The organism is Candidatus Pelagibacter communis, from assembly GCF_001180165.1.
GTDB lineage: Bacteria > Pseudomonadota > Alphaproteobacteria > Pelagibacterales > Pelagibacteraceae > Pelagibacter > Pelagibacter ubique_P.
Genome location: NZ_CVSQ01000011.1, coordinates 1 through 612, shown reverse-complemented (window position 1 = coordinate 612; position 612 = coordinate 1). Strand labels below are relative to the sequence as shown.

The 612-nt window shown below is 29.1% G+C and carries 1 protein-coding gene; it reads left to right on the top strand.

Annotated elements, in window-relative coordinates; all coding sequences use genetic code 11:
- Positions 1–612: glycosyltransferase family 9 protein (locus AMN88_RS00825; protein WP_143323652.1), on the top strand; the 612-nt coding region annotated here is incomplete at both ends.

The window sequence follows — 612 nt, the reverse complement described above, 5'->3', positions numbered from 1 at the left end:
ATAAAAAAATTTTATTTCCAAAAGCAACAAAAGATACTTGGTCATCTACTGATACAACATTACCTGAAGGAACCAAAAAACAAGATTTTGATAAAGACTCTGTTTTGTCTAGATTTGATTATCAATTAAAAACTTCAGGCATCAATACAAATCATACTTTGAAACCTGATTTTTCATGGAGCACAACAGACATATCTCAAATAAAAAATCACCATCAATTAGATAAATATATTCTTCTTTTTCCATTTTGTTCGCCTCATTTAACTTCAAAGAAATGGCCTTATTATAATGAGTTAATTGCTATGATTAATGAAAAGTCAGATAACAAATTTAAAGTAGTTATTGCACCTGGACCTAGTGAAATTAAAGATGCATCAAATATTAATGCACTCTGTGTTTTAGATAATGGTAAAGCTTTAGATATTTCACAGTTAGCAACATTAATTAAAGATAGTTCATTTGTTATTGCAAATGATACTGGACCAGCACATATGACAGCACATTTAGGTTCAAAAGGAATTGCTTTATTTGGATCTCACACAACTCCTTTTAAAGTAAGTATCGAAAGGGAAAATTTTAAAGCAATACAAGCCCCTGAATTATCTAAACTTT